We start from the raw sequence: 25330 nt of genomic DNA on the forward strand, positions 1-25330 counted from the left end.
ACGACAAGTGTGAATTAATCATCGTCGTTTGCTTCTTCTCTTAACTGGTGAATATGCTGAACCAAAGCTCGCAATTTCGCGGGCTTTGCTGGTTTTGCCATATAAGTAATATTTTGCTGTTTGCATTGCTCTACTAATTCAGGGTCCCGTAATGCCGTGATGAGCACGGCTGGAATAGTTTTCCCCGCTCTTTTTCTGAGGGCCTTGATCAAAGAAACACCGTCTTTATTATCGTCGAGGTGGTAATCCACGAGCAGCAGTTCCGCTTCTCCCTCCGCTTCTAACGCATCGCTAAAACGATTAAAAGTGCGACAGTCGCATTGCCAATGAGTCAGGAGTGTGTGCATTGCAATGAGGTTGTTTTTCTCGTCATCAATACACCAAACATAACAATGCGACAGTTTTTCATGCTGTGTGCTGGTGGTTGGCGTCACGGCAATATCGGTTATTTGGTTGCTCTGAGCTAAAGGAATACCAATGCTAAAGCAGCTGCCTTTGCCTGGGATAGAGCGAATTTGTGTCGCAAGTCCTAGCTGTTTTTGCATACGTCGCACTAGCCCCAAGCCCAATCCCATGCCGGGTTCTTGGGTGTTTTCCCAGCGGTAAAAATCATCAAATATTTTTTTCTGTTCGGTTGCTGGAATGCCGACGCCAGTGTCCCATACTTGCAAATAAACCACGCCATCTCTGGGTCTCACGCTTAACAATACGCGGCCCTTTTGAGTATATTTCACCGCGTTAGAGACAAAATTTTGTATGATCCGACGCAAATAGATTGGGTCGCTGTGTACCCTAAAAGGACGTAGGTAAGTTGTTAGACGAATGTTTTTACTTTCTGCAATCACGCCAAATTCCGCGATAATAGGCGCTAAAATGTCTTGTAAGTTGCAATCCACTAATTTGGGGTGAATCGCCCCTTGGTCTAAGCGAGCAATTTCGAGCAGGGTAGAAATCAGGGCTTCGGTTGATTCTAAGGAATCGGACAACTTTCCAATGACTTGATTGGTGTCTTGAGGTAATGACGTGGACTGTAAAATGCCCATGTAGAGCTTGGCAGCGTTTAATGGCTGTAGGATGTCATGGCTGGCCAAAGCGAGAAATTCTGTTTTTGAGGCGTTGGCTTTTTCGGCTTCGGCCTTCGCACTGATAAGGGCTTTTTCTGCTTGGTTACGGCGTTCAATTTCCTGCATTAGCTCATTATTGACGCCTTGCACTTCTTCTGTACGAGCCTCCACACGTTTTTCTAAGTCAATGTTGGCTTCTTTTAACGCTTGTTGGCTTTCTATGTGTTCCGTGACGTCGGTAAAACTGGTTACAAAGCCACCGTCTGGAAGTGGGTTGCCTACCATTTCTATCACGCGTCCACTGGCTCGGCGGCGCAAAAAACGGTGCGTGGTGCCTTTTCGTAGATGTTCTAAGCGTTTGCTGACCAGTTCTTCTATGTCACCAACACCACATTCGCCGCGTTCCGCATTAAAGCGAATGAGCTCTTCTACGGGCAGTCCGACGGTCAACATACCTTCTGGGTATGGGTAAAGTGACAAGTAGGTTTTGTTCCAAGCTACGATGCGTAGGTCTTTATCTACGACGCTGATGCCTTGGTCCAAATTGTCCATGGAAACAAATAACAAGTTTTGACTAAACTGGATGGCTTGCGTTGTTTCATCTAGATACGTCACCATTTCTTCGACCTTGATTTGCTTGTCTACCAAAATGGAGTTGATGATGGTTCGAGCAGACGAGCCACCTAAAACGCCACCTAGAATGCGTTCGCAGTAGTCGACAAACAGCCGGTTTGGTGAGGCATTATTCGGCAAGGTTTGGTTGTAGTCTTGTTCAAAGTTAGCGAGCACTTGTTGGCATTTTTGTTTGCCTAAAAAGGTTTCTAGCAAAACAAAGAAGTCGCCGTTGGTGGCTTTGCTTTTCGGCTTAAAAAAGCCCTTTTCTAGTTCGGTAGTGGGGCTAACGAAAGCGGTTGCTTGAATGCGGTCTATCAGTCGTTCTGTGGACAATATCGATCCTGCAATGTAGCCAATAACGTTGGCTAACAAGCTGATAAATGCCCCGTAACTAATAAGCTCGGAACGAGATTGCGCGCTGTCTATGCCCCAGTCAATATTGCCTGTTAATGGTAGCATCATTAGCAAAACCCAACACAAAAAACCCAGTGTTAGCCCAGTATAAACGCCGTGCGCATGGGCGCGTTTCCAGTACAGGCCACCTAACACTGCGGGCATGAGTTGCAAGACCAATGAAAAAGCCAGTACGCCTGTACCAGCCAGAGATTCATTGTTGGCGAGCTTTTGGTAATACAAGAAGGACAGTACCAAAATGCCAATCATGGCAAGGCGACGGATGGTCAGTATTCGACGTCGATACAGGGGAAGGGCTTGTTGTTGCGCACTGGCGCGAGCCAGCATGAGAGGCAAGATCACGTCGTTACTGATCATAATGCTCAGGGCAAACGTGGCAATGATGATCATGGCGGTCGTCGCTGACATGCCACCAAGGAAGATCAATATTTGCAGCGGAAGGTTGTCTGAGACCAGGGCAAACTGGATAACGTACGTATCAGGGTTTATATCCGCAGAAAAAAGACTTTGTCCTGCAATGGCGATTGGCGGAATAATGGCGGCAAAAATCAATAGGTACAAAGGAAACAGCAATCGCGCCATATTGGATTGCCTGTCGTTCTGATGGTCCACCACAGTGACATGGAATTGACGTGGTAGACAAATGACTGCGGCCGCTGACATGAAGGTTTGCATCAAAAAGGAAAAAGACAAAAATTGTTCGGGGTTCCAAACAGCAAAGTCCACATTTTGACTTATTTCAGTGATATCTCGTTCTTGCGTCATTAAAATGGCGACTAGGCCAACGGCCACGATAGCGATTAATTTAAACAACGATTCGGCGCCAATGGCGAGCATCATGCCTGAACGATACTCTGTGACTTCTACTTTTCGTGTGCCAAACAGCATGGCAAAAACGCCAATTAAAATGGTGGCGATCAACACCACAATGCCCGTTGACGATTCGTCTTGATTCACAAATAGCGCAAAATTCGAGCCGATGGCTTTGAGCTGCAACGCAATATAAGGAATGACTGCCAGCATGCTGATTAGAATGACCAAGGGCGCAGTCATTGGGCGTTTGCCATATCGAGAAGAAATAAAGTCCGCGATGGAGGTGATGTTTTGTTTTCGGCTGACCGTAATCATTTTGCGTAAGATCGGAAAAGCGAACAAATACAAAAGAATGGGGCCAAGCAAAATGGGTAAGTAGCTCCAGCCAGATCGAGTAGCTTCACCGATCGAGCCGTAAAATGTCCAGGCCGTACAATAAATGGCCAATGATAAACTATAGACCAATGGGTGACGCGTGAGTTTTTTTGCTGTTGGACTTTCCTTGTCGCCCCAGATGGCAATCCAGAACAAACCTAAAACATACAGAATAGCTAACAGAATCCAGAAAACAGTCATTAAATTCGATACCTGAATATAGGCTGGGGATCATGATTTTGAATACTAAATGTAACACAAGCCCAAGAGTAATCCTCTACGACTTAGGTCGTGTAAGGGGGAGAGGGGAGGTGCTACACTGTTTGTAAATCCACAGATGATAATTAACGTTAGGCATTAAAATGAGCATACTTCCTTCATATCGAGACATCAAAGCGTTCCATGCACACCTTTATTATCACGATGAAGAGGGTGTTGAGATCGCAAAGCAGGTGGCGGCTCAAGCGGCAGAATTATTTGATATTCGTATTGGGCGTTTTCATCAAAAAAACGTCGGCCCACACCCAGCTTGGAGTTGTCAGCTTTCATTTGCAGCAGAGACGTTTGCGCAGATTGTTCCTTGGCTGATGTTAAATCGTCAGTCGTTGGATGTTTTTTTACATCCATTAACGGGTGATGAATATGTCGATCATACTCAAGGCGTTAGTTGGTTAGGCAAGTCTTATGAACTGGATATTTCGCAGTTCATGCCACCACATGACGAATAAACGGCAACGTAAAAGCATTGTTGTACCGTGTCTTTGGTATTTTTTTTAAAATTTTGTCAAACATCCCTTTAAAAATCGCCGAACGTACCAAACTTGTAGAGTTATACGGTAGTTATTGCGTTTATGGGACGTTATCATACTCATAATAACTGTTGTCTTGGTTCGTGTTGTGGCGGTGTCGTGCAAAATTGTTTGCTTGTATCAAGCACTCGTTCCTTATATTTATTTTTAAGCTGGAGAATTCAATGCAAATTACAGAAAACGCCGTTGTTAGCATGCACTACACATTGACAGATGAACAAGGCCAAGAACTTGACTCTTCTGTTGGTCAAGAGCCTTTAGTATTTCTAAGTGGCGCGCAAAACATCATTGATGGTCTAGACAAAGCCCTTCAAGGTAAAGCGGCTGGCGACAAGCTTGCTGTTTCTGTTGCTCCTGAAGATGGCTACGGCGCTGTTCATCAAGAATTGATTCAAAAAGTGCCTACTGAAAACTTCCAAGGCGTAGATGAGATCCAAGTTGGCATGCAATTCATGGCTCAGACGCCAGGTGGCCAACAGCCAGTGACGGTTATTGCAGTAGAAGACGATGGCGTTATGTTAGATGGTAACCATCCTTTAGCGGGCAAGACATTGAACTTTGATGTTGAAATCATTGACGTTCGTGAAGCATTGGCTGAAGAACTAGAACATGGTCATGTTCACGGAGAAGGTGGTCATCACCACTAGGCCTATTTTTTAAAATAGCAGGCTATACTGTAAGCGGCTTCTGTCTTGTTTTTATAACACGCAGAAGCCGTTTTTTGTATCTGCAATAACCGCCAACAGATTCCGCTTTTAAAGTAATCCGCTTGACCAACAAGTCCGTACAGGTTAGATAGGAAATACACATCTACTTGGTGACTTAAGGCGAGGGGTTGAAAATGAAGAAGGTTAAATTTCCCCTAATATTAGTATTTAGCTTTCTTTTGAGCGCGTGTTCATCTTCGTTTATGTACAACAATATTGATTGGTTACTTTATTGGTATGTGGACGACTATGTGGATTTATCGTCAGATCAAAAAGCGGCATTAGATAAGCACATTGTCGCATGGCAACATTGGCACCGTTCTACTGAACTTGAAAAATATCAAACACAACTTAAAAGCCTTCGCATTAAATTAGAGTCTGGACCTCTGAATGAAAAACAATGGCTGAGCGAATTTGAGCAAGCGCAACAGCACCTTAATCGTTTTCGTTCTAAAGTTGCGCCAGAGCTTGCGGGTCTTGCAGAACTCCTGTCTGCAGAGCAGGTAGAAGCGCTGCTGGTGGCATGGAGCAAAAAAAGGCAAGAACGTCAGTCTGAATCAGAAAAGCGAACAGAGGAAGAGCGGTTAATTCGTCGAGAGGAGCGTCTGGCTGAATTCATTGAGGATAATGTGGGCAGGCTAACCCAGCAGCAAACCGATATAGTTTCGTATTACGCCCTCAAATTTATTACGACAACGAATGGACGAACGGAATATCAAACCACCTTACAGAATGTGGTGAGAGATATTTTTGCCCATCGCGATAAACCAGAATTTACACCAAGGCTTGTTGCTCTTATAAGCGATCCAGACCAGTACAAAACCTCACAATACAAAGCAGAATCAGCTCACAATGCACGTTTGCATGCTCAAATGCTGGCTGAACTGAACCTTTCTTTTACTCATAAGCAAAAGCTAACGCTTGATACGCAACTTGAGGAATTGATCAATTTGATTGACGATTTGGTTTCAGACTGATGTGTTAACCATTTTTGAGAAGTACCCTCTAGTTCAAGCAACCTCCTAGATTTGCAGTAAACGTTTTGCTAGAGCTAACATCTAGCATGGCGAATTAAGGGTTTTATTCTGTCTTTCGTATCATATGGTAATGCTCAATTCCATCTTCCATATAAGGCTCAGAGACTGTGCTAAAGCCATGGGATTGGTAAAAGCGTTCAAGATGGGACTGCGCGCCAATTTTAATGTCGCTGTCTGGCCAACGTAGAAGCGTTTCTTTGATGGCGTTTGCCATTAGAACATGACCTATTTTATCTTTTCGGCTATTTTGCGCGACAACCACGCGTCCTATGCTGGTAAAGCCAGTGTAGGAGTCACCTTTTGCCAACAGCCTAGCGTAAGCCACCACCTTATTATCTTTTAGCGCATAAAGGTGTCGTGTATCCGGTCGTGTATCCAGATCATCTAAATCTGGAAAAACACAGTTTTGCTCAACCACAAAGACATCGCTGCGCAGTTTAAGTAAATCGTACAAGGTATGTGTAGTAAGCTCATTAAATGCCTGACAATGCCAAATCATACTGTTTTCCGTGAATGGTTTTTTTTGCGTTATGTGTGAAAAATTTGACCTACTTTTGGATCAGGCAAAACGTTTTTCAAGATAACGAATGATTTCAGACGATTCATACAGCCATTCCACCTCGCCATCTTTTTCGATGCGTAAGCAAGGCACTTTTACTCGACCACCGCCTTCTAGTAACTCATCACGGAAAGGTGAGCCTTCTGAAGCGCTGCGTTTTTCGATAGGCAGATTAAGTTTGTATATGGCGCGACGGGTTTTGATGCAGAAGGGACAAGCAAAAAACTGGTAAAGCGCCATGTTTTGGGCTTCTGCCTCTACAGATTGTTGTTTTTCTGCTGTGCGTTTTTGTTTTGATCCGCGAGTAAGGATATCGACGGTGGCAATGATAAGGCCTAAAAGATTTCGGATCAGTTTAATAAAAAGTTTCATATGGGTTACTCAGCTTCGCTAATGGGTCTTACAAAATGTTGGCGACATTCTAGCGGTAAAGTGTCCATTGTTTAAGTGTTCGTCATAAATTGTCATTCAAGACAGTTTGAGTCATCTCTTTTGTGAATCTATGCGTATTAGAGTCAACTGATTTTAGCAAGGGCAATACACGTTATGACATTGACGAACAGCGAAGCATCCAGAGTGATTGAAATGGCATGGGAAGACAGAACACCCTTTGAAGCCATTGAAAAACAGTTCGGCATGGGGGAAGCACAAGTGATTCGCTTTATGAGACGTCACCTAAAACCCAACAGCTTTAAATTGTGGCGAGAGCGCGTGAGTGGTCGCCAGACCAAGCATTTACAGCTTCGTGACCCTGCTGTGAGTCGCGGTTATTGTCGGGCGCAATATAAACCAAGATGACTGTGGTCGAGTTTTTCTTAAATACATTCTGGGTTGGCATTAGTGAACCGTATTTAATAAAGAAAACGACACCGAGCTAGCATGTTAGAGAATTACTGGAAGAAAAAGAAGGGGAGCAGGGAAGCGCTTAATGTTTTTATTCTAGCGCCATTTCCTGTTCAGAAGCTGGTTGGAATAAGCCAAAATATCTACGTTAGAAAGAGTAGACGCTTATCCAATATAGTCTGATTTACTGTGCGATTAAGCGTGTTGAGCAGAAGACGTTACTAGAGACGCTTTCAATTTTAGTACGGCTTTCTTAACGGCAACAACAGCAGAAGAGATACCAGCAACAATGTATTCTGCGCGTTCAGCGCGAGCAATGGCTTCGTATTTTTCAGCTTCAGTTAAGTAAGAAGTGTTAACGTTTTCTAGTAATTCAGCGATAGTTTGAGTGTTTTTCATGGTGTTTCCCTCATTTATGGTTGTTTCGATAAGCACCAAAACGTTTTCTGTTTTGATGCTTGTATAGTAGAAACTATGGGTAAATAAGACAAACGATAAAAAATACGCCTATACCTGAAAAAAACTAATCAATCGGATGGTTTTCTCATTTTGTCAGCATGAAGGCGTGTCTAGTGGGCTGCCATTTTGTTTGGCGGTATCCAATCGAATGTAGGACTTTGTACTGACAACATCAGCGTGTGCGTAGAGTTGCTTGACGACCAATTCAGTAAATTCGGTCATGTTTGTTGCGTATATTTCGACCATAAGGTCGACGTCTCCAGTGACGCCATGTACGTTGATTGCGGCACTTTGTTGTTGTAGAAAGCGCATTACATTGTCTCGAGCATTCGGGACATCTTTGCTGACGGTAACGAGTGTCCAAGCCATGACGCTATAGCCGAGCTTTTCATAGTTTATTTGTGCTCTGTAACCACTAATAATGTCCATTTCTTCTAAATGACGTAAGCGTCTTAAGCACTGAGATTGAGATAGGTTAATGGCCTCTGCTAATTGCGTGTTGCTCATGCGGCCATCTTTTTCCAATGCTTGGATTATTTTATAGTCGAGACGGTCTAAGGTGATTTCTTTCATAAAAGACTCATTAAAAACAAAAATCTTGTTTTAGCGTAAGTATTCTCTCGTAAAATGGCAAACAACTTGTGTGCCTTATTCTCTATACTTTGTTTTGTGAATCGCAGGTTTTAGACAATTTTATAGAGGTTAAGGCTATGGCAGTCTCGTTAGATTTAGCGTTTGTTCGCTCTCAGTTTCCCGCGTTTAAAGAGCCTTCTTTGGCTGGACAAGCCTTCTTTGATAATGCAGGCGGATCTTATGCTTGCCAGGCAGTGATTGATCATCTGGATCAATATTATCGAGAAACCAAACTTCAGCCCTACCACCTTCACCCTGCAGCACAAAAAGCCGGCGCTCAAATGGATTTAGCGCACGAGCGTTTGGCGTCTTATTTGAATGTCAGCAGTGGCAATGTGCATCTTGGTCCTTCTACCTCTCAGAACACTTATGTGTTGGCGCAAGCCTTCGGTAAGATTTTGAAAGCGGGTGATGAGATCATCGTAACCAATCAAGATCATGAAGCAAATATCGGAGTATGGCGTGCTTTGGCTACGCGCGGGGTGGTCATTAAAGAGTGGCAAGTGGATGCAAAAACCGGATCATTAAACCCGGATGATTTAGAGAAACTATTGACTGAGCACACTAAACTTCTGGCTTTTACCCACTGTTCCAATGTTGTTGCAGACATTAATCCTGTCGCAGACATTTGCGCGCGCGCAAAAGTGGCTGGCGTTGCCACATTGGTTGATGGCGTTTCTTTTGCTGGTCATGGACTGCCGGATGTTGGTGCTTTGGGCGCAGATATTTACTTGTTCTCTCTTTACAAGGCCTATGGCACGCACCTTGGTGTTATGGTTATTCGAGATGACATGGCGGATAAACTCGGCAATCAGGCGCATTACTTTAATCAGGCTTATCGCCAAAAATGGTTTGTACCAGCGGGGCCTGATCACGCTCAAATAGCCGCGAGTCGTGGGGTGTTGGATTATTTTGATGCCTTGCACGATCATCACTTTGAGGCGACGGATTCTGTTGCCGAAAAAGCCCAGCGTGTGCGAAATTTGTTGCATGATGCGGAGCAAATCTTATTGGCTAAGCTGCTTAATTTTGTTGAGCAGCACCCCAAACTGACCTTGCTTGGAGGTGCTGATCCGACCAAAAGGGCCGCTACGGTGTCAATTATTCCTAAAGGTCAAACGGTTCAAGCATTCGCCCAGAAGCTGGTTGATCAAGGGATTATCTGCGGGGCAGGGCACTTTTATGCAGTGCGTCTATTAGAAGCCATGGGCGTGGACACAGAAACCGGCGTGGTTCGTTTGTCATTCGTGCATTATACCAGTGACGAAGAAATGGATCAGTTGATTCATGCGTTGAACGTCGCGCTTAATTGAAATCCAATACGATAAGGCGGATGAATGTCATCCGCCTTGCGTGTCATTATTTTGGTTTATGCGACTTTGTTTCTTGCCAAGATTCATAATGAACCGCTGAGCTAACGTCTCTTCTGGGAAGCCATCCTGCTCTTTCTAGGTCGGGCGTGTCATGAAATGTCTCTACATAACCGACGCATAAATACGCAATGATATCGATGGACTCGGGGATGTTGAGCGTGTCGCGTATGACTTTATCGTGGACGATGCTCACCCAACCAGCGCCCAGGTTTTCCGCTCTCGCCGCTAACCATAAGTTTTGTACCGCGCACACGGCGCTAAATAAATCCATTTCTGGCTTGGCAGTTCGCCCTAGTACGACAGAGCCTGTTCTGCTGCGATCACATGTAATGCAAATGCCCAATGGCGCTTCTTCAATCCCTTCTAATTTTAGGCTTTTATATTGCGTTTGACGCTCACCTTCGAACAGTTCTGTGGCTTCTGCGTGCGCTTGCAGGAATCCTTGTTTGATTTGGTTTTTGGATTCTGGTTTGGTGACAAGGATGAAGTCCCAAGGCTGCATGAAACCAACACTGGGGGCATGGTGTGCGGCCAGTAAAACACGCTCTAAAACGTCATTTGGAATAGGGTCGGGTTTGAATTCTCGGCGAACATCACGACGCGAAAAAATTGTTTTGTAGACCGCGTCTCGTTCTTCTTGGCTGATGTTCATAATAATCGACTTTCGCTCGTGGAAAAGCCGATATTATGGTGGTTTCTGACGTCTGATACCAATGAGGAAAGCGCAGGTTAAAAAGAGCGATATTGAATTTGCGCTTTTGCTCGTTAATAGAGGATTATGCCTGATTACCGCAAACCGCTTTTATCAATGGGTCATCATTTTCAAGAGCATGCCATGTAGATTGAGTGTCTGTGGAAGATTTCGCAGTGAAGGTCTGGGTAAAATCCGCTCTTGCTGACTGGACACAATCAACAATTTGGGGAACACGCTTCGCCATGTGACGACGCTCAAAGAAATATAAATCAACAAGCACGAGGTTTGGGTCAATTTTATTAACGGCTGAATTAGCAACATCGGCTGCGATAAAGCGAACGGTTTGAGGAAAAACGTAACTCCATGGGCGCCATGGGGCTTCTTCTTGAACGGCTTTTACTACCACTACGCCTTCTGGCAGTAAACCGGCTTGATGATCATACCAGTCGTATTCTCCTTGAATTTGGAACCCTAACATTGCGGTTCCTGCAAATACGGGAACCAGCCATTTTGGGGCAGTTTGTTTGGTGATTTTTCTCAACAACAGGGCAATACCCGCGCCGCCAATACCAGCAAAAACGGTAGCAATGAGTTCCCAAAACATAAGCGCTCTCTTTTTGATCTTGAGTGGATTCTTATTATAAGGAAGTCGGGCCTCACAACATAGTAAGGCCCGATTTTAATGCAAGTGCGTGTTAGATCTTAATGATCAACGGCACCGCCTGCACCTTGAGGGTAACGAACACTTTCAACAAGGTCTTGGATTTCTTTTGGTGGTGGAGGCGTCATAGAAGACACGATGAACGCAACCGCGAAGTTAATCACTGCACCAATAGCACCGAATGACAACGGCGACACTCCGAACAACCAATTGTCTGGTGTGTTAGCGAAAGACGCTGTACCTGGGATGAAGAACCAACCTAGGAACAAGAAAATGTATACCAAGGTAGAAATCAAACCAGCTAGCATACCGGCTACAGCACCCGTGCTGTTTATGCGTTTAGAGAAGATACCCATCATCAACGCAGGGAAAATAGAAGCCGCAGCAATACCAAAGGCCAACGCTACTACTTGAGCCGCGAAGCCTGGTGGATTCATCCCGAGATACGTTGCTACAACAATGGCGACGAACATGGATATCCTAGCGGCTCGCAATTCTCCTTTGTCAGTGATATTGGGGTTAATCGAGCCTTTGATTAAGTCATGACTGATCGCGGACGATATAGCCAATAACAAACCCGCTGCCGTAGAGAGCGCCGCCGCAAGACCACCTGCAGCGATCAAACCAATAACCCAACCAGGAAGGTTCGCAATTTCAGGGTTTGCCAATACAAGGATATCTCGGTTAACGACTAACTCATTGCCTTCCCAGCCACGAGCGGTTGCTTCGTCTTTGAATGCTGGCACATCGTTATAGAATTGAACGCGGCCATCGCCATTTTTGTCTTCAAACTTAATAAGACCTGTGGTTTCCCAAGTTTGAACCCAATCTGGGCGTTCTGCGTATTCAATTGGCGCTTCTGTTGGACCAGAAGGGTAAATAGTGGTCAATAGATTCAAACGAGCCATTGATGCAACAGCAGGTGCTGTTAGGTACAACAAAGCAATGAATACTAGTGCCCAACCTGCAGACCAACGAGCGTCAGCGACTTTAGGAACAGTGAAGAAACGAATGATAACGTGAGGCAGACCCGCTGTACCTATCATCAATGATAGAGTAAACAGAACCATGTTTAACTTGTTATCAACGTCTGCTGTGTAATCACGGAAGCCAAGTTCTCGAACCACTTCATCCAGTTTTTGCAGCAAAGGCAAACCAGACTCTGTATGAGTAGAGAAAAGACCGATCGCAGGGATAAAGGTATCGGTTAATTGCAATGAGATGAAGATAGCAGGAATAGTATACGCGATGATCAATACGACATATTGAGCCACCTGAGTATAGGTAATGCCTTTCATACCACCTAACACTGCGTAGAAGAAAACCACAACCGCAGCGATCATTAGACCAGTATTGCTTTCTACTTCTAAGAAGCGGGAGAAGGCAACGCCTGCACCTGTCATTTGACCGATAACGTAAGTCACGGAAGCAATGATCAAACACGCCACAGCAACAAGTCGAGCGGTTTTGCTATAAAAGCGGTCACCGATAAAGTCTGGCACAGTGAACTTACCAAACTTACGTAAGTAAGGAGCAAGCAACATAGCAAGCAATACGTAACCGCCAGTCCAACCCATTAGGAAGGTGGAGTTAGCGTAACCGCCTGCTGCGATTAAACCCGCCATAGAAATAAATGATGCGGCCGACATCCAGTCTGCTGCGGTCGCCATACCGTTAAGTACCGGATGGACACCACCGCCTGCCACGTAGAATTCTTTTGTAGATCCCGCACGTGCCCAAAACGCAATACCGAAATACAGCGCGAAGGAACCGCCGACGAAAAGTAGGTTAATAGTAAACTGATCCATACGACTTACTCCTGAAGGCCAAATTCTTCATCAAGTTTGTTCATTCTCCACGCGTAGAAGAAAGTCAAAATGATGAACACGAGGATGGAACCTTGTTGAGCGAACCAGAATCCTAAGTCTGTTCCTCCGATATGAATACCTGAAAGCATGGGGCGAAGTAGGATGGCACAGCCGTAAGAGGCCAATGCCCAAACCACCAAACTGCCTAGTATCAGCCTGAGGTTTGCTTGCCAGTATTTTTCTGCATTAATGCTATGATCTGACACGGTAGATCTCCTTATAATTATTTTTATACGCCTCGTTAATTTAGCAGGCAGTCGATAGATAAGAAGTCAGACTTTAGTCGCATAGGGTGATTTTTAAACGATATAAGGCAATGCGAGATTCACGCAATGCCGTTTTTCAAAAAGAAGGAATGGAAGTGAATACAAAGATTAAACAAAAGATTCTGTCGGTTTGTGCGGAAAAAATTAAACAAAAAGGCGAAGGGGTTCAAGTATCGTTTTACGCCTTTTTTGCCAATAAAAACGACGATCCCATAACCTTGATGGAAGTTGCCCGCTGGTGGATAGAAGAGCATCAGTTAAATCACTTTGAAAAAGCCACTAAGATTTACGCCATGGTGGAAGATCTGAATGACAGTTTTTAATCACCTATGCCATACTCAATTCGCAATAATCTTGTCTTAGGAGACAAAGGGTGATTCAAGCAATTTTCGTGTCGAAAAAATCCAAGCAATCGCAGATAGGCATTGATGCCGTTAAAGTGGATGCGGGGAAAGGCATCGTAGGCGATCGATACTATGGTAAGAAAGGCACAGACGGTCCAAATATTACGTTTGTTGAAAGTGAAGAGATCGCTGCCTTTAATGCTAACTTCGCACAAAGAGTTGGCCTTTCAGCGACCAGAAGAAACATAGTGACCCAAGGTGTGCGGTTGAATCAGCTAGTAGGGCAAGAATTCTCGATCGGCGATGTTCGCTTTTATGGTGTCGAATTGTGTGAGCCCTGTGGCTCGTTAGGAAAATCTCTTGCCAACGATTCGATATCATCATCACAAGTGGTTAGAGCTTGGCTGCATCGTGGTGGTTTAAGAGCCAATGTCTTAAGCACTGGCATTTTGCGTACAGGCATGCAGTTTAATTTGATCCAGAAGAAAGCCTAATCGTCTCATCTGGATCGTATCTTAATACCTCAAAAAAAATCCGCTTGATTAAACAAGATCCTCAGCCAACACGAAGCGTTTAATGTCGTTGAACTCTTTACTAAATGGCTGTGTTTGTCGTGTGTATTTCCCTGCTAGACAGTCTCTTACAATCACTTTGGCTTGTTTTAGATAAGTGTGTTTATCTTCCGTTCTATCTGTTGTTTGCTCTGTCTGTGGTTGCTGTGCTTCTGTTTGCAAGAACAATAGCTCGTTAAGCGACTTAGGCGTGTTGGTTTGCCCTTGGAAGCGCCATAAATCCGCAGTTTGATCATAAGCGTAGTAAGGCAATAACGTGGTGCCGTGTTTCGCGACAAAATCGATAGCGTCCAAAATAAACATCGCTTCTGCATCGTCTAAGAAGTAATTCAAATTGAAGCGAACCCAACCCGGTTTTACGAGTTTCTCACCTTGTTTCAACGCTACTTGAATGCGCTCTGATTCCGTTTTGCCTATGCCTAAAAGCTGGTGGCCGTAAGGTCCTGCACAGGAACAACCGCCGCGAACTTGAATACCAAACATGTCATTTAATAGCGCGGTGACAAAGCCATGATGTAAATAACCCCATTCGGTTTTGATACGAAATGCGGTAATCGATAAACGATCTGCCTCTGCGTGGCCCAAGCGTTCGATATTTGGTTGCTGCTGCCAATGCTTGTCGATGAGTTGCACAAGTTCGTGCTCACGAGTTTCGATGGCTTTTTCGCCAACCGCTTGTTTGAGCTGGAACACTAATCCAGCGCGAATCGATTCAATGATACTTGGTGTGCCGCCTTCTTCTCTGCGTTCGCCCACGGGCAAAAAGGTATGATCATTCGGTGTCACAAAAGACACGGTTCCACCGCCTACATTGCTTGGTATTTGGTTGTCGATGATGGCTTTTTTGACGACTAAAATTCCTGGAGTACTTGGGCCGCCGATGAATTTATGAGTAGAGAAAAAGATCGCATCTTTGGCAAGAGCGGGGTCTGAACTTGGATTCATGTCCAATTTGACGTAAGGCGCAGCGGCGGCAAAATCCCAAAAAGACAGAGCGTGATAGCGATGAAGTAAGCTGGTCATGGCGTCTTGATTACATAAAATTCCGGTGACGTTCGATGCCGCGCTAAAGCTGCCTATGAGGCGTTTATCTTGGTTCGCCTGTAATTGACTTTCTAGAGTAACCAAACATACGCCACCGTCTTTAGATTCAGGAATTCTAATGACCTTAATGCCCAATTCACGCCACGGTAATTCATTGGAATGGTGCTCATAAGGACCAATAAAAACGCACACTTCAGATTTTTCAGATTCGCTCAATTGGCGCAATCCAATTTGGCTAATTAAGGTATTAATCGCGCTGGTGGCGCCGCTACCGCAGAATATCACCAAGTCATCTATTGACGCGTTAACGGCTTCTCGGATTTGCAGGCGAGCTTGTTCGCGAAAGGCGGTGGTTTGTTGGCCGGTGGCGTTGGCTTCGGTGTGCGTATTGGCGTAAAGCGGCAGCACATGATGGCGAATGGCGTCTTCGATAAAATCGAGACTGCGACCCGATGCGGTGTAGTCAGCGTAGGTGAGCGTTTTTACGCCAAATGGCGTGTGTATTTGCGTGTATTTGCCTATGATGCCGTCACGTATACGGGCGAATAAAGTCTCAGTATTAGATTGGGGTTGCTTGGTTGTATTTTCAGCGGCAGCAATGGACATCACTTTTTCCTCATTTGGCTGGCCGCATCAATACACTTGTTCGTTCGCTGCTTACTCTTTTGGGTTAGGCAAGGGCAACTGAGTTGTCCACTTGATCTGCTCCATGGCGAAGTTTGAGGTGACGTCGGTTAATGCGGTGGCACTAATTAATCGTTTATAAAATTTGTCGTAGGCTGGTATGTCTTTTACCAGTACGCGAAGCAAATAATCGTATTCTCCCGCCATGCGGTAAAACTCCACCACCTCAGGAAATTCCGCTACAACGCGAGCAAATTCCTCAGCCCAATTTGCATCGTGCTGGTTGGTTTTAACCTGTACAAAAACGGAAACACCAAGGCCAAGTTTGTCGGCGTCTAACAGCGCAACACGACGCTTGATAAAACCGGCATTTTCTAGCTTTTGAACGCGTCGCCAGCAAGGGGTTTTTGATAGGCCAACGTGCTTCGCCATAGACTCTGTGGAAATACTATCATCACTTTGAATTAAGGCAAGTAGTTGCAAGTCAACGTCATCTAAGTGCATTTTGTTCTCTTATTGTATTTAAATTTAGAATATGGTTTCGTATTGTGGTGGTTTTTTTATTGTTCTGCAACTTGGTTCCTGATTTGGACGAATAAGCGAAATGAAGTCACAAGGCATGTCTTGAAAATAAAACAAAAAAAAGCGTATTTTTTTCAAAATACGCTTGGATTTTCCTGCTTCTACATCATTTTACGGCTGGTCGGATGAGCTCGCTAAGGGGCTGGTATGCTTTAGGCGAGCAATTAACTCGTGAATATCTTCTTTGATCATTAATAAAACAGGAATCAAAATCAGCGTAATCACAGTGGCAAACATGATGCCGTAAGCGAGGGAAACCGCAGCAGGAATGAGCATTTGTGCTTGTCTTGATGTTTCCCAAAGAATCGGAATCAGACCCGCAAAGGTGGTGAAAGATGTCAGCAAAACTGCACGTAATCGGCTCCGGCAAGCGAGGCTGATGGCTTTTTTAACATGGCTGGTTTCATGACGAAGGTCGTTAAAGCGAGACACGAGCAGCAAGCTGTCGTTAACCACCACGCCGCTCAAAGCCAAAATCCCATTCAGAGAGAAAATCCCCAGCGCAAGATTGTTCATCCAGTGGCCTAATAAAGCACCGATGATGCCGAATGGAATGGCCATCATGATGATCAGTGGTTGCGAGTAAGATTTGAGCGGAATGGCAAGCAAACCATAAATGATCAGCAAGGCAATGAGGAACATTTCAGACATGGACGATTGTGTTTTCTCTCTTTGTTCCGCTTCTCCTGAGAAATAAATAGACACTCCCGCAAATTGGCGTTTCATCTGCGGTACAACGGCATTTTGTAAGTATTCGACGACCTCTGTGGACGACATGGTGTCTTTATCGACTTCGGCAGACAAGTACAACGAACGTTTACCGTCAATTCGAATAATGCGCGTTTCAGCGTCTTGTTGTGACAGTGTTGCCACGGTTGAAAGCGGAACTCGCGTGCCGTCTTCTAACACTACCTTGGTGTTCATCACAGCGGCAGGAGACTCTTTTTGATCACTGGGATAACCTACGTGAACTTCCACTTCAGAGTTATCGCGCTGGTACTTTTGTACGACTTGACCGTCAAAGTTGCGTGATACTTGAGTGGCGAGATCGCTGGTTGATAATCCAAGCAAGCGACCTTGGTCGGTGAGTTGTAGGATGAGTCTGGATTCTGTAGGGGCATTGTTTTGTTCAACCCCTGTTACCGCGGGCAGTGTTTCTAGTTGCTTTAATAACGCTTGCATCGAGCCATCTAAGACGCTGCTGTCGTTACCGCGTAACTCTATTCGCAGGGCATCGACGGTTTCGCGAGCGCTGCGAATACGCAGGTTTTTAACGCCTTCTGGCATGCCCGAAAGCTGTTGCCACTTACTGGCAAATTGCGCCGATGTGTATGGGCGATTATCGTCCAGTTCAATACGAATGTTTCCAGATTGGTCATCGCTTGCGGTTACTTGGATATTCTTGATTGCCACATCGCCTTTGGGTTTTGACGGTGTGTTTGGTTGTGATGCATTTGTTTTTGAGGAATTGGTGGATTCAGCACTGTCAGCCGCCGGTCGTTTTCGGTCGTTATTCCCGCTGCGCAACGCGATATCAGCGAGGTAGGCTTTTTGTTCCAGTTCCAGCAATACTTTGTTGGTTTGCCCATAACTGACGTCGTTGTACATGGTCAGCTGGCCCCGTACTGTATCGCCCGGAATTTGAGGGAAAAAGCTCATGCGAATCACACCGGTGAGAGGCATAGAGATCACCAGTGCGAAAATCGCGATGAAAAACACACAGACGGCGTACCGATGAGTTAATGCAAGATCAATGGTCGGGCGATAAATGCGTTCGCTGAACCATTGTAGTCCGCTGTCGGCACCCTGTTGAACCATCGCCCACGCTTTAGACAGTGGGTTAGTACGAGTCGATTTTTGGGTGTTGATGTGCGCCAAGTGCGCAGGCAAGATGATTTTGGATTCGATGACCGACAGAATCAAACAGATCGCCACCACCGTTGCAAACTGAGAGTACAGTTGCCCCAGACGCCCTTCGATATTGGATAACGCCCAAAACGCTGCCACTGTGGTAAATACACCGAATAAGGTAGGGATGGCGACCATTAAAGTGCCTTTGATGGTGTTGCCGATGGTGTCGCCTTCTTGGGAGCGAACGGTATACACACTTTCTCCAACGACAACCGCGTCGTCGACAACAATGCCCAGCGCCATGATGAAGCCAAATGTGGTAAACATATTTAATGTTAAGCCAACACTTTCCGTCCCCATAAAAAATAAGGTACCAAAGAAAATAAAGGGCAAGCCCATAGCAACCCAAAACGCGACGGTGACGTTCAGGAAAATCGCCAGCAAAATAAACACCAGCAGAACACCTGTGATGGCGTTTTCTACCATCAACTCTAAGCGTTGATTAATGGACTCGCTGCGGTCATACCAGGTGCCTAATTTGACATTGGCGGGCAATCTCCCGCTGTCTTCCCAATCCTGAATAACCGCTTTGGCGCCAATAACCGAGTTGGATATGTCGCTTTTTCCGGTGGTTAGCACCTGAATGCCCAAGCTGTTTTGTCGATTAAAGCGAGACAGCACGAAGTCATCTTCATCAAACGTGTCGCGTATGTTGGCGATGTCGCCCAATAGTAGTTTGCCACCTGCCGTGTTTGATTGAACAGGAATGCGCGCGAACTCACTTTTGATATAGGCTTGTTCAGACGCACTGATGGTTAGGTAGATGTTTTCATCGCGCAGGGTGGCAACTTGTGCCGGAGAGGATTCTGCATTGATCGCTGTGGCAATGTCTGACAGGGTCAGTCCGTAAGATTCGAGTTTATTCTTATCAACGTCAATCATGATGGTTGGATCTAACCAACCCGACACCGACGTGGCACTGATGTTTTCATTGGCGAGTAAGTCGGACTCTAACTCAAGAGTGAGCTTTTGCAATGTGCGTCGATCAGCCTCACCGTAAAGCTGAATCCAAATAGAGTGTTCTTCTCGAGTCGCCTTGGTGACAACGGCTGGATCGGCTTCGTCTGGTAATGACGATATTTGATCGATTTTGTCCTTCACGTCGTTGAATAGTGTGTCTATGTCATAACCATCCAGCATTTCGATGCTCGTGCTGGTGGCGCTGGCGGTGGACGACGTCGTGATGGTTTTTATCCCTGAAACGCCTTGCAGTGCTTCTTCGATAGGAATCGCAATGCCTTCTTCGTTTTCTTTCGCGGATCCACTGTCATTACTCACCGAAATGGCAACTCGGTTTGGCGTCAGGCTTGGAAACGCTTCTTTGTTGATAGACCCCATGTTTAAGACGCCGAGACTGATGACCAGAATCAACAGTAGATTGGCCGCAACCGGGTTATTGGCAAACCAAGGAATAATGCCTTTTGGTTGGTCTATTGGGGTCATTGTTTCGCGCCTTTATTTGCCGGGATAGAAGCATTCAGTGATTTGGCGAGCGTGCCTTTGAGGTAGCTGTTGTAAGGCTGAATAATGACTTGATAGGCTTTGTCGCGCATATTGTTAGGGACTTGAATGTAAACAAATTGGCCATCGACAAAGCGAGGCGTGGTTTCAAATGCCGCCAAACGGCTGTTTTCGTCTATGTACCAGATTTCGCTCTTCTGACTTAACGCGGTGTTTGGCAATCGCCATAAGTTATCAAGCTGCTTACCTTGAATTGTGATTTCGACAAACGTACCAGGCAGCAATGCTGGCGACTGGCTGAGTGGTTTATCAAGGCTAACAAATAGACTGCGCATGCGAGTGGTTTCATCGATGTGTTGGTTTACGCTGAGTATTTTGCCTTGCCAAGTGTGGTTATCATCGACACTGGCGATACGAGCTGGCCAGTCATTTTGTAGTAAGGTTTTGGTATCGGGAAGCTTTAACCAATCGTTATTTGAAAGGTCAATTTGTATTTCGGCTCGATCCACGCTGTACAGTGTGCCGACTTCGCTTCCGGAACTCATGTACGAACCCAGAGAAATATTGCGATCGACTATTAACGCATCAAATGGTGCGACCAATTTGGTGTGTTGAAGTTTTGTTTTGGCGTTATTTAGTGCGGCTTTTGCGGCTTCCAATTCGGCCTTTGCGGCGGAGAGTTGTGGCATGCGCAATACGAGGTCGGAGTCTGGATCACCATTGAAACCGGCTGCTTCCCATTCGGCTCTGGCTTGTTCACCTTGTCGTACTTCTTCTTTGAGCGCCAATTCTGCCGCTGCTAAGGTATTTTCCGCGCTGGCCACGTCACTGTTCAGTTCGGTGTTTTGTAATACCGCCAAAACATGGCCTTTTTTTACCACCTGACCGGCTTCGAATACGGGCGACAAACGCGTTATTTCTCCACTGACTTGGGTTGTCAGTGTTAATGCGTAACGTGTTTTCACAATTCCCGACGCTTTGATGGTGGCAGAATAGCTGCCTGTGTTGGTGGTCATGGTTGAAATTTCGATGGCTTGTTCCGGTGTCGCGGGCCGCGGTGTTTGCACTCTGTTTTTTTGTGCTTCGATGGCGCCGGTCACATAAACGTACACGCCAGCTATTGCAGCACCAGCCAATAATAACGTGATCCATTGTGAAAGATGTTTCATTAAGATTTTACTCCAAGACCGAGTGCGAGCCCTAAATCGACTCTGTTTGATAGGTGCTGATAAATTAAGTCGTCTAATTGCGCTTCTAAATCAAACGCGGTGGTTTGCGCACTGATTAGGTCGTTTAATTCGACTAAACCGGTACGGTATTTTTTCTCGTACTGTTTGAGGTTCTTTTGTGAGCTGGCTAAGGCCTCGGTTATGTGGCGTACCTGTTGCGATAACACTCGCTCTTGTCCCAAGGTATTTTCCACTTCATTGACTGCGGTAAGTAGAGTGTCTCGATAATCTTGATAAGCTTGAGCGGTTTCCAGTTTGGCTATTTCTGCTGCGGCTTTGAGCTGACCACCTTGGTAAAGAGGTTGGGTGATTTGAGCGAGCAAAGACCAGATAGGAGAGCCAAACAAGGCCGCACTTGGTGAGGCTGCGGATTCGCTCAGCGTGGCGCTTAAGCTGATGCTGGGAAGCATGTCTTTATAGGCGACCGATGTGCTTAAGTCGGCGGCTTCAATCGCTAAATACGCGGCTTTCAGGTCAGGGCGGCGTTGTAAGTTTTGTTGGGGAAAGTCATGCAGACTCAGGCTAACAGCGGGATATTGTGCGTTGGTCACAAAGCTCGGTAGGGAGGTTTCACCCAGATAAAGCTGCAAATTGCGTATTTCGATGGCAAGGTCTTCTTTGTACTCGATCAAATCGGCTTTGGATTGAGAAGTCGAGGTACGTGATTCGTCCATTTCTTCTAACGTGCCAAGGCCATTTTTAAAGCGTTTGAGAATGAGCTTTTCGTTGGCTTCTAACAGCGCAAGTCGCTTTTGTTCGATTTCGATGGCGTGTTGCTTTGCGGTGATTGCAAGCCACGTTTTAATGACGTTGGCCACGAGAGTGTCTCGGCTGGCTTGGTACAGCGCTTCGTCGCTGGCCAGTGATTTGGCGGCGGCTTGTTCGGACTGTGCCAGTTTTTGCCACAAATCGGCTTCCCAACTGATGCTTAGGCTGGCTTTGTAGCTGGTGTCACTGCCCTCGGACTTACTGCCAGAGAACCCCGCTTCGACACTAGGGAGAGAATCGCCGTGTTGACTTTTTATGCTCCACAAGCTGGCCTGTAAGGTGAGTTGTGTTTTTTGCAAACTGGGGTTGGCTTGCAATGCGTTGGTGATGAGGTTGTCTAATTGGGCATCTTGGATGAGATCGGTTAAGTAGCTTGCGGGAGCAACGTTATCCATAGTCTGCCATTCAGAGGTTTTCGATTTGCTCACCGTGTCGAGTTCGCTTTGCGCTAAGTCTGCGTAGTTTTCACGTTCTTGTGACGCACTGCAAGCTGTTAGCAACAGGCTTAGACAGAGTAATGTGGGAGGTAAAAAAGACCGTTTTAGCATTCAATGTGTCCTGATAACAAGGTCCGATTCGAGTCGTATTTATACGCTACATTTGATTTTTTGGTGAGCGCGATTTTTGAATTATTGCGTTTTTGGTTTAAGGCATTAAGTGTATTTTCGTTTCTTTACATTTCATCGGCGCTTTACACATTAAGGGGCTAAAACGGTCTTTATTATCCCGTCTTGGTACGTTGTTCTAAACCAAGCAAAATCGCGGCCAAGGTTTTGATGGCCCATTCTCTTTTTTCTTTGCTTTGTTCGCTGAAATTCAGTCGGAAACAATTGCGATATTTTCCCGTAGCTGAAAATAATGGACCGGGTGCAAACCCTACACCTTCTTCGCGACAGCGTTCTACTAAGGCCACACTGTCGATATTGGGGGTGAGTTCCACCCACAAAATAAAGCTGCCGGCAGGGTAGCTGACTCTTGTGTCGCTGGGAAAATAGGTTTTGATAGCCTTGAGTAAGTGGTCTCGCTGTTGTTCGTAGTTTTGTCTCATTTGGCGTATGTGTTTTGCGTAACCACCAAGGCGAATGAATTTAGCGATGGCCAGTTGGGGTAACACAGGGCACATAGAGCTGCTGACGTACTTTACGTGGGTGACCTTGTCTCGGTAGCGACCAGGGGCAATCCAACCAACTCGCATACCAGGGGCAATCGTTTTAGAAAACGATGAACACAGCAAGACACGGCCATCTTCATCAAACGATTTGATGGTTTTCGGGCGAGGGAATTGATAAGAAATGTCACCGTAAATATCGTCTTCAATGATGGCAATGTCGTAACTTTGAGCCAATCGATAGAGTTGCTCTTTTTTGTCGTCTGGCATGCTATAACCCATTGGGTTGTTGCAGGTTGGTGTGACAAAAATGGCTTTTATCGGCCATTGATCCAACGCCAGTTCTAGTGCTTCTAAACTAATGCCTGTTTCAGGGTGAGTTGGGATTTCCATCGCTTTTAGGTTAGCGGCTTTTATGGCCTGCATGGACCCATAAAAACTGGGCGATTCAATGGCAATAATGTCACCGGGTTCTGTTACCGCACGAAGGCAGACAGCTAGCGCTTCTTGGCAGCCTGAGGTGACCACTAAATCGTCTGGATGAAGCTGGCACCCTGACGCAACGGTAAGACGACAAAGTTGAGTCCGTAATTCTTCCGAACCGCGAATATCGGCGTAGCCCAGTCCGAGTTCAGGTTTTTGTTTCGTAAGATCGGACAAGGTTTTCAACAAAGGCTTCAATGTTGGGGCTTTCATGTCGGGCATTGCATGTTGCAACTGCACGCCTTTATTGCCGCTGCGATTCATCAGCATGTTGAGCACTTCTTCCCATTGAGAGACTTCTAAAGGACGCTGTGGCGGTCTTGAAATGCTGGGGAGATTGTCTTTCTTACGAGCGCAGACAAAGTAGCCCGACTTGGGTCTTGCTTCAACCAAGAACTCTTGTTCCAGTTGTCGATAGGCTTCTTGCACGGTCGAAATGCTCACGCCATGCTCCTGTGCAAGCTGTCTGACCGAAGGCAGTTTATCACCTGCTTTATAAAAATCGTGTTCTATGTGCTCGCGTAAACGGTTTGCAAGATTTTGATAAAGTGTCATGGCGTGAATTGAATCCTGTCGCTAAAAAGTAATCTGTATTGATAGTATGGTGTTTCAAATAGGAATTAACCATACAGTTATGGGTTTGTTATCCCATACAGATGCAATATTCGCAATCTGTATGAATCATGAAGCGAGTTTCTGAATCTGTATTGTTTGTTTTACTTCTTCTAAAGTATTTACTCATACACAAAGCACTGTTTCATCAGACTGCGTTGGGTGTAAATCGACGGATAAATAAGGAGAAGGTCATGTTAGTAATTAGTTTATTTGTGTGTATTCAACAAAGTGTGGAACGTTTTCAAACTCGCCGAAAATTGGCACGCTTAACCATTCAGCAATTAAACGACATTGGCATGACCAAAGAACGCCAACATGAAGAGATTTCCCGTGCCACTATAAAAGGGTTGTGGCGTGATGTTGTATTATTGATGAAACAGAAAGGAAGGACGTTATGATCGATGTGTCATTTTTCTTGGCGTTGGCTATGTTTGCTTTTGTGACATCGGTGACGCCCGGTCCGAATAATATTATGTTGTTGGCTTCTGGGGCGCAGTTTGGTTTTCGTAGAACCTTGCCGCATATGTTGGGCATTGTCTTAGGCGTGGCGAGTTTACTCTTGTCTACCTTGCTTGGTCTTGGTGCTCTATTTACCTTGTATCCGCCTTTATACAGTGTGCTGAAGTGGCTGGGTTGTGCGTATTTATTGTGGCTAGCATGGAAAATTGGCAGTGCACCTGTAGGGTCATTGGACAATAAAACGTCCGGTCGCAAGAAATCCGCTTCGGCTCCGATGCGCTGGTGGCAAGCGTTGCTGTTTCAATATGTGAATCCCAAAGCGTGGATGATGGCAATTGGTTGTGTTAGCACCTTTGCCATCGCTGGGGATCTGTATGTGCTGTCTGGTTTTTGGATTATTGTTTTGTTCGCGGCGGTTGGCTTTCCTGCTATTTCGATGTGGGCTTGGGCGGGTATCAAAATACGTCAGTGGCTCACCGACGAAAAACGCCAGCGTGGCTTTAATTTTGTCATGGGATTGGCGACGGCGTCGACCTTGTTGTTAATCGTGGGACATTAGTGATGGGTAGGGAGTAACGGTGACAGACACGCTGGAAAAAAGCGCCACACCCAAAAACATCGTATGGAGTCTTTATATGATAAAGACGCGAATGAATACGCTGTATACCGGCATAAGCACCGATGTGAATCGGCGCTTTTCGGAGCACTCAGGAAGCAGTAAACGAGGGGCCCGTTACCTTCGCGGAAAAGGCCCGTTGGAGCTGGTTTGGTCTGAGGTTGTTGGCTCTAAAGGGGATGCGTTGGTGTTGGAATATCAAGTCAAAAAGCTCAATCGTCGTCAGAAGCAAAGTTTGATTGAAGGGAGCATGGAACTGCAGTCTTTGCGTAACCATCCCAATGAATAAAGTCGCCGATCTGTGCTTGTTTTTCGGGGGAATCA

25 protein-coding genes are annotated in these 25330 nt (G+C 45.7%); 10 read left to right on the forward strand and 15 right to left on the reverse strand.

Translation table 11 applies throughout. The features are described from left to right. Nucleotides 1-14: 14 nt before the first annotated feature. Nucleotides 15-3482 (reverse strand): PAS domain-containing hybrid sensor histidine kinase/response regulator, encoded by a 3468-nt coding sequence (locus AABA11_RS05080; protein ID WP_338265960.1) that lies wholly within the window; start codon nucleotides 3480-3482, stop codon nucleotides 15-17. Nucleotides 3483-3643: 161 nt separating this feature from the next. Between AABA11_RS05080 and AABA11_RS05085 the strand changes: the two genes are divergently transcribed. The 3 genes from AABA11_RS05085 to AABA11_RS05095 all read left to right on the forward strand — a co-directional run bounded on the left by AABA11_RS05085 (nucleotide 3644) and on the right by AABA11_RS05095 (nucleotide 5774). Beyond that, nucleotides 3644-4009, forward strand: a complete 366-nt coding sequence (locus tag AABA11_RS05085) for a DOPA 4,5-dioxygenase family protein (RefSeq protein WP_338265962.1) — start codon at nucleotides 3644-3646, stop codon at nucleotides 4007-4009. A 245-nt stretch (nucleotides 4010-4254) separates the two neighbouring features. Next, the gene (locus AABA11_RS05090; protein ID WP_265728846.1) at nucleotides 4255-4737 is read left to right on the forward strand and encodes an FKBP-type peptidyl-prolyl cis-trans isomerase; all 483 of its coding nucleotides are present in this window, start codon (nucleotides 4255-4257) and stop codon (nucleotides 4735-4737) included. Between the two features lie 194 nt (nucleotides 4738-4931). Further along, on the forward strand, nucleotides 4932-5774 hold the full coding sequence (locus AABA11_RS05095; protein WP_338265965.1) for a DUF6279 family lipoprotein: 843 nt from the start codon (nucleotides 4932-4934) through the stop codon (nucleotides 5772-5774). A 103-nt stretch (nucleotides 5775-5877) separates the two neighbouring features. Here AABA11_RS05095 and AABA11_RS05100 read toward each other — a convergent pair whose 3' ends face one another. Both AABA11_RS05100 and AABA11_RS05105 read right to left on the reverse strand, forming a co-directional pair. Beyond that, entirely contained in the window at nucleotides 5878-6333 is a 456-nt protein-coding gene (locus tag AABA11_RS05100; RefSeq protein ID WP_338265967.1) for a GNAT family N-acetyltransferase, read from the reverse strand. A gap of 60 nt (nucleotides 6334-6393) precedes the next feature. Continuing rightward, nucleotides 6394-6765, reverse strand: a complete 372-nt coding sequence (locus AABA11_RS05105; RefSeq protein ID WP_265728849.1) for a glutathione S-transferase N-terminal domain-containing protein — start codon at nucleotides 6763-6765, stop codon at nucleotides 6394-6396. Between the two features lie 174 nt (nucleotides 6766-6939). Between AABA11_RS05105 and AABA11_RS05110 the strand changes: the two genes are divergently transcribed. Next, nucleotides 6940-7191 carry a TIGR03643 family protein gene (locus AABA11_RS05110; RefSeq protein ID WP_338265972.1) on the forward strand — a complete coding sequence of 84 codons (252 nt, stop codon included), beginning with the start codon at nucleotides 6940-6942 and terminating at the stop codon, nucleotides 7189-7191. A 240-nt stretch (nucleotides 7192-7431) separates the two neighbouring features. On the opposite strand, the gene AABA11_RS05115 is transcribed toward AABA11_RS05110, so the two are convergent. Together AABA11_RS05115 and AABA11_RS05120 are read right to left on the reverse strand one after the other, a co-directional pair. Then, nucleotides 7432-7635, reverse strand: coding sequence for an RSP_7527 family protein (locus tag AABA11_RS05115; RefSeq protein WP_265728851.1), 204 nt, complete (start codon nucleotides 7633-7635; stop codon nucleotides 7432-7434). 153 nt (nucleotides 7636-7788) lie between these two features. Then, nucleotides 7789-8268 carry an Lrp/AsnC family transcriptional regulator gene (locus tag AABA11_RS05120; protein ID WP_338265975.1) on the reverse strand — a complete coding sequence of 160 codons (480 nt, stop codon included), beginning with the start codon at nucleotides 8266-8268 and terminating at the stop codon, nucleotides 7789-7791. 137 nt (nucleotides 8269-8405) lie between these two features. On the opposite strand from AABA11_RS05120, the gene AABA11_RS05125 reads away from it, so the two are divergent. After that, entirely contained in the window at nucleotides 8406-9641 is a 1236-nt protein-coding gene (locus AABA11_RS05125) for an aminotransferase class V-fold PLP-dependent enzyme (RefSeq protein WP_338265976.1), read from the forward strand. A 46-nt stretch (nucleotides 9642-9687) separates the two neighbouring features. Here AABA11_RS05125 and bluB read toward each other — a convergent pair whose 3' ends face one another. From bluB to AABA11_RS05145, 4 genes are all read right to left on the reverse strand, one after another. Continuing rightward, complete coding sequence (gene bluB / locus AABA11_RS05130) at nucleotides 9688-10353, reverse strand: 5,6-dimethylbenzimidazole synthase (RefSeq protein WP_338265978.1); 666 nt, start codon at nucleotides 10351-10353, stop codon at nucleotides 9688-9690. Between the two features lie 124 nt (nucleotides 10354-10477). Next, a complete protein-coding gene (locus AABA11_RS05135; RefSeq protein WP_265728855.1) occupies nucleotides 10478-10999 on the reverse strand; it encodes a hypothetical protein in 522 nt (173 codons plus the stop codon). Between the two features lie 98 nt (nucleotides 11000-11097). After that, the gene (locus AABA11_RS05140; RefSeq protein WP_338265980.1) at nucleotides 11098-12864 is read right to left on the reverse strand and encodes a sodium:solute symporter family protein; all 1767 of its coding nucleotides are present in this window, start codon (nucleotides 12862-12864) and stop codon (nucleotides 11098-11100) included. 5 nt (nucleotides 12865-12869) lie between these two features. Next, nucleotides 12870-13130 (reverse strand): DUF4212 domain-containing protein, encoded by a 261-nt coding sequence (locus tag AABA11_RS05145; protein WP_338265981.1) that lies wholly within the window; start codon nucleotides 13128-13130, stop codon nucleotides 12870-12872. A gap of 110 nt (nucleotides 13131-13240) precedes the next feature. On the opposite strand from AABA11_RS05145, the gene AABA11_RS05150 reads away from it, so the two are divergent. Together AABA11_RS05150 and AABA11_RS05155 are read left to right on the forward strand one after the other, a co-directional pair. After that, nucleotides 13241-13513 carry a DUF6500 family protein gene (locus tag AABA11_RS05150; protein ID WP_338265983.1) on the forward strand — a complete coding sequence of 91 codons (273 nt, stop codon included), beginning with the start codon at nucleotides 13241-13243 and terminating at the stop codon, nucleotides 13511-13513. A gap of 50 nt (nucleotides 13514-13563) precedes the next feature. Then, nucleotides 13564-14028: an MOSC domain-containing protein gene (locus AABA11_RS05155; RefSeq protein ID WP_338265985.1), complete on the forward strand. Its 465-nt coding sequence runs from the start codon at nucleotides 13564-13566 to the stop codon at nucleotides 14026-14028. Between the two features lie 48 nt (nucleotides 14029-14076). Here the strand turns inward: AABA11_RS05155 and AABA11_RS05160 are convergent, their stop codons facing one another. From AABA11_RS05160 to AABA11_RS05185, 6 genes are all read right to left on the reverse strand, one after another. Next, nucleotides 14077-15756: an aminotransferase class V-fold PLP-dependent enzyme gene (locus AABA11_RS05160; protein WP_338265987.1), complete on the reverse strand. Its 1680-nt coding sequence runs from the start codon at nucleotides 15754-15756 to the stop codon at nucleotides 14077-14079. 51 nt (nucleotides 15757-15807) lie between these two features. Next, nucleotides 15808-16278: an Lrp/AsnC family transcriptional regulator gene (locus AABA11_RS05165; protein WP_265728861.1), complete on the reverse strand. Its 471-nt coding sequence runs from the start codon at nucleotides 16276-16278 to the stop codon at nucleotides 15808-15810. A gap of 189 nt (nucleotides 16279-16467) precedes the next feature. Then, the gene (locus AABA11_RS05170) at nucleotides 16468-19710 is read right to left on the reverse strand and encodes an efflux RND transporter permease subunit (RefSeq protein WP_338265989.1); all 3243 of its coding nucleotides are present in this window, start codon (nucleotides 19708-19710) and stop codon (nucleotides 16468-16470) included. Beyond that, nucleotides 19707-20897, reverse strand: coding sequence for an efflux RND transporter periplasmic adaptor subunit (locus AABA11_RS05175; protein ID WP_338265991.1), 1191 nt, complete (start codon nucleotides 20895-20897; stop codon nucleotides 19707-19709). The genes AABA11_RS05170 and AABA11_RS05175 overlap by 4 nt, the downstream gene beginning before the upstream one ends. Then, nucleotides 20897-22273 (reverse strand): TolC family protein, encoded by a 1377-nt coding sequence (locus tag AABA11_RS05180; protein ID WP_338265993.1) that lies wholly within the window; start codon nucleotides 22271-22273, stop codon nucleotides 20897-20899. Before AABA11_RS05180 ends, AABA11_RS05175 begins: the two co-directional genes overlap by 1 nt. A 173-nt stretch (nucleotides 22274-22446) precedes the next feature. Next, the gene (locus AABA11_RS05185; protein ID WP_338265996.1) at nucleotides 22447-23871 is read right to left on the reverse strand and encodes an aminotransferase-like domain-containing protein; all 1425 of its coding nucleotides are present in this window, start codon (nucleotides 23869-23871) and stop codon (nucleotides 22447-22449) included. A 251-nt stretch (nucleotides 23872-24122) separates the two neighbouring features. On the opposite strand from AABA11_RS05185, the gene AABA11_RS05190 reads away from it, so the two are divergent. The 3 genes from AABA11_RS05190 (at nucleotide 24123) to AABA11_RS05200 (ending at nucleotide 25295) form a co-directional block, all read left to right on the forward strand. Continuing rightward, nucleotides 24123-24329 carry a DUF1127 domain-containing protein gene (locus AABA11_RS05190; RefSeq protein ID WP_338265998.1) on the forward strand — a complete coding sequence of 69 codons (207 nt, stop codon included), beginning with the start codon at nucleotides 24123-24125 and terminating at the stop codon, nucleotides 24327-24329. Then, on the forward strand, nucleotides 24326-24949 hold the full coding sequence (locus AABA11_RS05195) for a LysE family translocator (protein WP_338266000.1): 624 nt from the start codon (nucleotides 24326-24328) through the stop codon (nucleotides 24947-24949). The genes AABA11_RS05190 and AABA11_RS05195 overlap by 4 nt, the downstream gene beginning before the upstream one ends. Before the next feature lie 76 nt (nucleotides 24950-25025). Next, a complete protein-coding gene (locus AABA11_RS05200; RefSeq protein WP_265729441.1) occupies nucleotides 25026-25295 on the forward strand; it encodes a GIY-YIG nuclease family protein in 270 nt (89 codons plus the stop codon). The last annotated feature ends 35 nt before the right edge of the window (nucleotides 25296-25330 follow it).

This window comes from Marinomonas pontica (assembly GCF_036322735.1).
Lineage (GTDB): Bacteria > Pseudomonadota > Gammaproteobacteria > Pseudomonadales > Marinomonadaceae > Marinomonas > Marinomonas pontica.